The sequence below is a fragment of the Microcoleus sp. OTE_8_concoct_300 genome, from assembly GCF_031383065.1.
Classification (GTDB): Bacteria; Cyanobacteriota; Cyanobacteriia; order Cyanobacteriales; family Microcoleaceae; genus Microcoleus.
This window is the reverse complement of record NZ_JANMZH010000837.1, coordinates 1-8,122: the sequence shown is the minus strand read 5'-3', so window position 1 is coordinate 8,122 and position 8,122 is coordinate 1. Positions and strand designations below refer to the sequence as shown.

Below are 8,122 nucleotides of genomic sequence, written 5' to 3'. Positions count from 1 at the left end.
TCTTGAGAAATGCCCAGTTTAGCTGCCATTTTAGTTATAGTTGCTCTTTCTGGGTCACTATATTCTCCATCAGCACTGCAAGCCATAATAGCATCGTAAACAAGGAAACGCCGTGAAGCATTAGCTATTGGAGTATTACTAATCATCTTCTCGATGTCTTCGTCAGCTTTATAAGATTTGAGTTCCTCCACTAATGAATCGGGTGCGCACAAAGAACAAGCAAATCCAACGACCCAGTCTCTTTCTTCTGGAGCTAATGTACCATCTCCATTAGCACAAATGAGAAGCGACTTTATGTAACTATTATATTCTTCATGGTTTGGCAATTTCCGAAAGGTGTACCTTTGATAGAATAACCACAACAAGCCCTCATCTTTAGTAGCCATGTTTACCCTTGATAAATAGATTAAGGAAGTTTTTCAATAGACCTCTTGCAAAATAATTTTGTGCTCTTATGGAAAGTTTAGCCAATTTTATAATCTAGCAGGCTGAGCAAGTCTAAGGAGACGCCAATCAACCCAATAATTCAAAGTTTGACCTAAACCTGAGCAAATTCTTAAGTATAACACATATTTTTTTTGCAAGAGGTCTATTAAAGTTAATGTCGCGCCAAGTGACTTATTACAACTCTCCCAATAAAAACCTGAGACTCTTGCCGTGTCAAGACAAAAACATAGTTCCTGGAGATACCTATTGATTCCAGTTGAAACGAAATTAACTTTAATGTCTATATCAACTGGTCTTTAGGACGCGTATTCGCAATCTGCACATCCTACCGCTGAGACGACTTAACCGACACTTTTTGCTTTTGAATGCGGGTGTCTATCTGAGCTGTATTGTTTTGATACTTCCACATTAACTCTTAGATGTCAAGGGGTAATCTAATTTAATGTTTTGAGTTGATCTGACACAAATACCCCTGCTAATCTCTACTTGCACAAGAGTTACACAAAAACGCTATATATAGCGTAAATAGTCCGTCATTCTCTGCTAATTCACGCTAGATTACTGGCTGCTCTCCGGCATTTGAACAGTAAATGTAAAAATATGTTGCAAAGTTTCTCGGCTTGTGTTAAGTTTAGTTACATAAGGTTGAAATTAAACGAGGTTTATGGTCATGGAAAACAAAGACGCAAAAGTTGGCTTCACTGAGTTTGCTGAAACCTGGAACGGCCGTTTGGCAATGTTGGGCTTCGTTATCGGCTTAGCTACCGAATACCTCACGGGTCAAGGCATTCTCTCTCAAATCGGTTTGATGTAATCAGCTTAACTGCATACAAGAGCTGAAATTCAGGCGATCGACCCCATCACAAGTGAACTCATCCCCCCCGCTAAAAAGTCCCCTTCACTTCACACGGAAGGGGATGAGTGCATTTTCTCTCAAAAAATCCCACAGATAGCACAATCAAAAATCTTTTCTGTCTCAATATTTATCGCGAGATTAACGTAAGCAAACTAAGCAATTCCTACGGAATCCAACATCCTCAATTTAGGAGTCAAACCAGGAAGCTTCACCAAACCGTCGCGTTTGTTACTCCGCGTGGTGTTACCTAAAATCATCTCCGACAGATCCGGCATTTCCTGCCAGCAGTGCGAGCAAAACCAATAAAGGCGATTGTGGCGAGCGTGGCGGAGCAATTGAGAGGAGCAACAAGGGCAACTATTCATGAGATTTTAAACCTTTTTTAAGATATGGAGCGATAACCAATTCATTACAGATATTGACGAATCTCGGTGCATCTCAACTTCATACACAACAATAAAAAATCTCTTTTCACTCAAAACTTTGAGCGTTTCGCAAGTACCATTTTTGGAAACCGAACAGCAACACCACAATCAGAAGCTGAACGCTCCAAGGGGCCCAAGAGAAACCCCAAAGAAAACAACCCAGTCCGGCTAAAGCCACAATAACAAAAATATCTTGAGATGTTTGCCAGTAAATCCCGACTGCCACCAGAGAAACTATCAGTAGCAAAATGTAAGCTGAGGGCATGGTCGTCTTCTCCCAATGTATCTGCCAACAGTCAGAATCGATCCCTGACCATGTGCTTAAACTTAAAACTAAAACCTGAAGAACTTATGAAGACGAGAAAGTTGTCACAAAAAGTAAAATACTCCGACCAGCTTATATTTGTCGGAAAAATCAGTAGGAATACTGAGTTCATTGCTGAGGTCGAATCCGGTTAAATGAACGCACTACGAATAGGAACTTAGGCCTCGCTTATTGGTATCAATTTCACCGAAAGACCGGCAGGGGTGAAACCCCACCCTTCCTTGGGGTTTTTAGTCTTAAACTGACTGGACAAAAGGCACAGCGCCTAAGTCCCTACAGATATCCTGTGCGATCGACCCGATTCGATCGCTCGGCACAATACCAAAGAAACCAAGTTTTTTTAACTCTCTTTGCCTGCAATACTAATGCTGGAAAAGCTGCACAATTCAATAGGGGCGATCGATCTATTCTTGCTCCCAGCCCAAAGCTTCAGCGACCTGAGCCGCCAAAAACATCGGTTCAAAAGGCTTAGCAATCACGCTCACAACCCCCAAATCCGCGAACATCCGCCTGTCGCCAGCAAGAGCCTTAGCCGTCAATAAAATTACCGGAATGTGCTGCGTAGCATTATTAGCTTGTAACTGTAGAAAAGTAGTAGGTCCGTCTTGGTCGGGCATCATCACGTCCAATAGAATAGCATCAGGCTGTTCGGCAAGAGCCTTAGCAACACCCTCGCGGCCAGAACTCGCGGTGAGGACTTCCCAGCCCCCCACCATTTCAAGACTGACTTGAGCAACTTCCCGAATATCTTCCGCATCGTCAATAACCAAGATGCGCTTGGCAGTCAAAATTAACATTTTTTTATGAATGAGAACTGATCACAGATTAGAAGCGAAATGCCAATATTTTATAAAGCAAATTATCTTACCTGATCGGACTTTACAGTAAATTTTCAAAACTGTATAGCAGATGTTGAAGACCCTTCTGCTCCCGGAGGCTTCGTGAGCGGGTAAAAAGAAGAAAAAAAGAAGACCTCCGTTGCAATCGACCGCCTGGGTTTCAACAATTAAGAATATCCTAACCGTCGGGCGCGGTTGCTGTAAAATCTCCCCCCCCAAAAAAAGCCGCTTTTCCACCTCAAATCGCGATTTTTGCTCGCAGTCCCCGATCGGCCCAAAAGGCTGAGATTGTTTGTCGATGACTCGATCGAACAATCTGCACAAAATCAGTAAGCTGCTACGCATCTAAATTAAATACAGAGACAGGCTCTCCTGCCCGTCCCACAATAATTGTAGAAAAATTGACTGTCAAATTAGATGCACAGCAGCTTAACTTTGGGTATACCAGGGTAGAAATTAACTTTCAGATAATTCAAGCCCGGATACTTTAGGAGTTCTCCGGACATAGCGTACTGAATACCTGAGCATCCAGTCCGGCAATATCTCGCAATGCTTTAAGGAAAATCCCTAAAGCGCCATTCCAGTCTCGGTTGAGTTTATGTCCGCACTTGGGACATTGAAATTTCCTAGAGCTGCCTAATTTGACGTGAACATGACCGCATTTCGTGCAGGTTTTGGAGGTAAACTCTTCCGTAACATCCAATACGGTTGCGCCACGCTTAAACGCTTGGAATTTTAATACTTGTTTGAACCGATAATGTGACCAATTTAGCATTTGGCGAACGGTTTTAGAATTAATCTTTCTAGGTTTTGCCCCGGTTTTGGCTACCATTTGGGAAGTCTCAAATGTCGGGAGAAAGATTAATCTATATTCATTAGTTAGCCATTTTGCTACTTTCTTGTGACACTCGTCTATTAAGTTGCGAAGCCGAATAAACACACTATCAATTTTAGCTTGTTTTCGTTGGCGTTGACGTTTATTTTGGCGTCCTTTTAATCTGGATTTTTCAGAAATCAACCTATCTATAAAACGACCTAACCTATGTATTTTGGATATGTCATTATTGCCGATTTCCACGAACTTGCTACCATCAAAACCAGTCAAAAATGACCTGACTCCTGGGTCTAATGCTATCATCGTTTGTTGGTCGGATTCGGTTCTTTTAAATTCAACGGGAAATACAGCAAACCAACGTTTTTTGTCATAAACAAGCTGAGTAGAGGCATCCCAGGATTGGTAGCGAATACGGGTTTTAAAGGATTTGTCCTTTTGTTTGACCTGATATTCAACGTCTAAAGCTGGTAATGGTTCAGATGCTTTCAACTTGAAATCTTTAGTTTCATTCCAATACCAAGTGCCACTCAAGTAATTTTCTGGTTGGAACTTAATAGCTCGTTTTGTATCTCGCCAACTTCTAAATCTACCCGCTTCGGTTTGCTTTGTTCCATGCTTCCGACTCTTTACAAAAGCATCATAAGCGTCTAAAACAGCTTCACCCTTGGGATTGTAAGGGCATTCTTTAACCCAGTCGGGTGCATCCTTGAGAATTAGTTTCCTCAAGTCGTATTTGGAGACTTTGCCGTGCTTTCTTAGGTATGCAAGTGCCTGGTTGTAACAATATTTAGTTGCTGCTAACCATTTTTTCCAAATTTGATGGAGTTTCGGCTCTGGGTAAATCCGGATCTTTAACGATTTCAGATTTGTACTTTCTAAACCCATATAATCTGGAGGAGAAGCAGTGGAGCACGGCAAGGATGTCTTCAACCATTTCCCGTTCGGGAGATAGTTCAACTTGGTTGAGAACCACGATTTCGCAAGAGTGTTGGGAACACAGCCAAGCGAAGAAATCAAAGCCAAATCTGGCGAGTCTGTCTTTGTATGCGATAACAATGCGTTCGACATCTCCTGACATAACTCGTTCCAATAGGGCGAGAAACTTTTTGCGCTTGTAGTTGAGTCCTGAGCCAACTTCTGAGACAACTTCTGCTGTAGGGTATTTAGATTGCAAATACTCACATTGACGTTGTAAATCCGCTCTTTGTTTGGGACTGGAGACGCGGGCGTAGATAATAGTGGGTCGAAAAGACTTAGTTGTAAATGCTGAGATGTCGTAGCGTCTTTTGCCCCCTGGTGTTCGGAACGCTGGGATTTTACCGTCCTCTTCCCAACGTCTGAGGGTTCGTTCGTTGACCCCCAAAGTTCTCGCTGCCTCTGCTGGTGTAACATATTTGTCGGACATGGTTATTTTCTGTAGTGGTTTACCCAGTATAGCGCAATGTCCTATAAAGTCCAGCAAAACCTCGATTTACTCAAACAGTTACAACCCCCTCCCTTAGAAGTGGCAGACTTAAGAAAAAAGTGCTGCCCTCCCCCAAAACGCTCTCCACCCACATCCGGCCCCCGTGCTGCTGCACGATACTGCGACAAATAGCCAGCCCCAAACCAGTACCTCCCTTCTGGCGAGAATCAGAAGCATCAACCTGTTGAAAGCGTTCAAAGACCATCTCCAGCTTGTCTGCCGGAATACCCCGCCCTTTGTCTTTCACAGCAATCACGATGTACGACGAGCTCGTCCCTGGCAAGTGCGGATGGGCGGCGGCAGGCTCAGGAGACAACAAAGACGGAGACGACACCGACTTCAGCCCAGCTTTTTCTGTCAAATCCCGATTGTGGGTCAACTCCCCGCTCAGCCAAACCGTAGCCCCGGAGGGAGAAAATTTGATAGCATTGCTGAGCAAATTTGTCAAGGCTTGAATAAGCCGATCGGGAACAGCTTGCAATTGCGCCCCCACAGGTCTCACCGACAGAGTAACTCCCGCCTGCTGAGCCATTCCCTGCATCTCGTCAGCCGCCTGCAACATCAGCTCAGCCACATTGCAAGTTTGTTTGATGGCAGTGCTGTAACTCGACTCCATCCGCTCTAAATCCAGGATGTCGTTGACCAACCGCACCAAGCGGTCAGTATTAGTGACAGCAATCTCCAGCATCCGCTTGGCTTTCACGGGGTAAGCGTCAAGCAAGCCGCTGTTGAGGAGGCCGAGGGCGCCGTGAATCGAGGTCATGGGCGTCCGCAGTTCGTGGCTGACAACAGAGATGAATTCATCTTTCATGCGCTCGACGGCAAGCCGCTCGGTGATATCCTTAAAAGTCACCACAGCTCCAATAATTTCGCCTTCTTCTCGCATCGGAGCGACAACGTACTCAACCGGAAAACTGCTGCCGTCTCGTCGCCAAAAAACCTCATCGGTGACGCGTCGCGCCTCTCCGTCTTCCAAGGTGGCTAAAATTTGAGAACTTACCCGAGACGGCAGCAGTTTGCCCGCCTGCGGTGCGGCGCAGTGTGGGACAAGTTCAGAGCCTGAATTGATGTGTGTTGCAGGTGACAGTTGCTTGATCGCCTTTGAGCATTCTCCCTGTGAACGGTGTAAGCTTTCATAAACTGGTCGATCGATCAATTCCTTCGATTCGCACCCAGCCATTCTCACCGCCGCAGGATTGACAAAAGTTACTTTTCCCTGTTTGTTCAACCCGCAAATTCCTTCTCCTGCGGAGAACAAAATCATTTCTGTTTGGTGGCGGAGTTGTTCAAAGGCTTTTTCGACTCGCTTGCTGTCGCTGATGTCGCGAGCGATTGTGGAAACGCCCGTTAACGCTCCTGTGGCGTCTTTAATCGGAGAAATAGTCAGGGACACATCTATCTGTTGGCCGTCTTTCCGCAAGTGCACGGTTTCGTAATGGTCGATGCTGGCTCCAGCCCTAATATTTTCCAGAATTTGGGGCATTTCCTTGGGGCGTTCGGGTATTGCTAAAATCTCGATCGACTTCCCCTTGATTTCCGCCGCACAGTAGCCGTAAATCTTCTCTGCTCCTGCATTCCAGCTCTGAATTGTCCCGGTGAGGGTTTTGCCGACGATGCCGTCGTCGGAAGACTCGACAATCGACGCCAAGCGCACGAGTTCGTCTCTAGTTTGCTTGTATTCCGTGATGTCGCGGCCCAAAATCACGATACTTTTGCGTCTGCCGTCGGGGTGAAATACGGGTACTTTAATCACGTCGTAGATTTTCACAGTACCGTCCGATCGGGGAATCATTTCTTCCCCCCTAGAAAGCTTACCTTTTGCCCACGCTTCTCGATCGCTGACCTCGCACGCCTGTAGGGCCTCGCGGTAAAAACTGCTGAGTTCTCCTAGCTGAAAATCTTTAAGGCCGCGGTAGTCTATTTTTTCTAGCTCGAACACTTCCAATATTGCTTGATTTGCCTCCTGCCACCTGCCCTCGCCATCTTTGAAGCAGACAATATCTGGCATGGCATTCATCAGCAAGTCGAGATAGGAGTTTTCTCGCCGTGCAGCTTCTACCTCCGCCCGCTTGGCGATTTCCCGCTGCAGGTTTTCCTTTGCCGTTTGCAGCGAGTCGATTAACAAACTTTCTCTAAAAGTCTGTTCTTTAATTACTTTTTGAAGTCTGTGGAGTTCTAGCGACAGCCGCCTGCGGGCCAACAAATTCTCCACCCGCAAGTGCAGTTGGACTGGTTCGGCGGGACTTACTATCAAATCGTCTATTCTGCCTTTGAGTTGTTTTGCCTGCAGCGAAAATGGCTGCTCAGAAAGAGCAGGCGTTGGGGATTTACTCAGAAGCAAAAACGGTAAAAATATCGGCTCGGCAGCAGCTTTTAATGCTTCTAGCAGTAGCCCGAGGCGATCGAAAGAGTTCTCGTCGAGAATGCACAAGTCAAAAGCGATTTGGCGAATGGGAAATTCCGAGCTGGTATCTAAAGCGCCATCGACTACGATCACCTCATGCTCGGTGTTGAGGTGTGCGATCGGCAAATTAGGTTGTTGGTGGCGATCGACCAAGAGTAAAATGCGACTCATTAGTTTTTTAATTTCCCAATGACTAATGATATGATGTCCGGTAACTTAAGCATTATCAGGTTGGTAGTGAGGACTAAAGTTCTCTTTTTTATAATGACTGAAGCCCTCACTACAAACAAATTTTATAGCGTTCGAGCGACCGGGTGCGATCGGAATGATGAAGGCATTAGACAGCCCGACTAGAAGCCCCAATTCAATAAAAATTAATAATTCTTTAATTGTTTGTTCCTTCAAAAAATGACTAATGACTAATGACTAATGACTAATGACTAATGACTAATGACTAATGACTAATGACTAATGACTAATGACTAATGACTAATGACTAATGACTAATTCAGGCGGGGGCGGGTTT

Annotated in this window: 8 protein-coding genes; 1 reads left to right on the top strand and 7 read right to left on the bottom strand. The window is 45.1% G+C overall.

Annotation, left to right across the window (positions count from 1 at the left end):
* Positions 1 to 386 (bottom strand): hypothetical protein (locus ACUVJL_RS37165; RefSeq protein WP_445250392.1); only part of this gene is annotated, 386 nt, incomplete at its 3' end.
* Positions 387 to 1,117: 731 nt separating this feature from the next.
* On the opposite strand from ACUVJL_RS37165, the gene ACUVJL_RS37160 reads away from it, so the two are divergent.
* Positions 1,118 to 1,261 carry a chlorophyll a/b-binding protein gene (locus ACUVJL_RS37160; RefSeq protein WP_332960203.1) on the top strand — a complete coding sequence of 48 codons (144 nt, stop codon included), beginning with the start codon at positions 1,118 to 1,120 and terminating at the stop codon, positions 1,259 to 1,261.
* Between the two features lie 194 nt (positions 1,262 to 1,455).
* On the opposite strand, the gene ACUVJL_RS37155 is transcribed toward ACUVJL_RS37160, so the two are convergent.
* From ACUVJL_RS37155 to ACUVJL_RS37130, 6 genes are all read right to left on the bottom strand, one after another.
* The gene (locus ACUVJL_RS37155; RefSeq protein WP_445250391.1) at positions 1,456 to 1,668 is read right to left on the bottom strand and encodes a hypothetical protein; all 213 of its coding nucleotides are present in this window, start codon (positions 1,666 to 1,668) and stop codon (positions 1,456 to 1,458) included.
* Between the two features lie 106 nt (positions 1,669 to 1,774).
* Entirely contained in the window at positions 1,775 to 1,993 is a 219-nt protein-coding gene (locus ACUVJL_RS37150) for a hypothetical protein (protein WP_445250390.1), read from the bottom strand.
* Positions 1,994 to 2,457: 464 nt separating this feature from the next.
* The gene (locus ACUVJL_RS37145; RefSeq protein ID WP_332960206.1) at positions 2,458 to 2,850 is read right to left on the bottom strand and encodes a response regulator; all 393 of its coding nucleotides are present in this window, start codon (positions 2,848 to 2,850) and stop codon (positions 2,458 to 2,460) included.
* Positions 2,851 to 3,379: 529 nt separating this feature from the next.
* Entirely contained in the window at positions 3,380 to 4,612 is a 1,233-nt protein-coding gene (locus ACUVJL_RS37140; protein ID WP_445250389.1) for an RNA-guided endonuclease InsQ/TnpB family protein, read from the bottom strand.
* Complete coding sequence (locus tag ACUVJL_RS37135) at positions 4,515 to 5,132, bottom strand: IS607 family transposase (protein ID WP_445250388.1); 618 nt, start codon at positions 5,130 to 5,132, stop codon at positions 4,515 to 4,517. Before ACUVJL_RS37135 ends, ACUVJL_RS37140 begins: the two co-directional genes overlap by 98 nt.
* Before the next feature lie 70 nt (positions 5,133 to 5,202).
* Positions 5,203 to 7,767 carry a PAS domain S-box protein gene (locus ACUVJL_RS37130; protein WP_445250387.1) on the bottom strand — a complete coding sequence of 855 codons (2,565 nt, stop codon included), beginning with the start codon at positions 7,765 to 7,767 and terminating at the stop codon, positions 5,203 to 5,205.
* Positions 7,768 to 8,122: the final 355 nt, after the last annotated feature.

Coding starts and splice junctions, on each gene's coding strand:
- ACUVJL_RS37160 (WP_332960203.1), top strand. CDS start 1,118: ATGGAAAACAAAGACGCAAAAGTTGGCTTCACTGAGTTTGCTGAAACC.
- ACUVJL_RS37155 (WP_445250391.1), bottom strand. CDS start 1,668: ATGAATAGTTGCCCTTGTTGCTCCTCTCAATTGCTCCGCCACGCTCGC.
- ACUVJL_RS37150 (WP_445250390.1), bottom strand. CDS start 1,993: ATGCCCTCAGCTTACATTTTGCTACTGATAGTTTCTCTGGTGGCAGTC.
- ACUVJL_RS37145 (WP_332960206.1), bottom strand. CDS start 2,850: ATGTTAATTTTGACTGCCAAGCGCATCTTGGTTATTGACGATGCGGAA.
- ACUVJL_RS37140 (WP_445250389.1), bottom strand. CDS start 4,612: ATGGGTTTAGAAAGTACAAATCTGAAATCGTTAAAGATCCGGATTTAC.
- ACUVJL_RS37135 (WP_445250388.1), bottom strand. CDS start 5,132: ATGTCCGACAAATATGTTACACCAGCAGAGGCAGCGAGAACTTTGGGG.
- ACUVJL_RS37130 (WP_445250387.1), bottom strand. CDS start 7,767: ATGAGTCGCATTTTACTCTTGGTCGATCGCCACCAACAACCTAATTTG.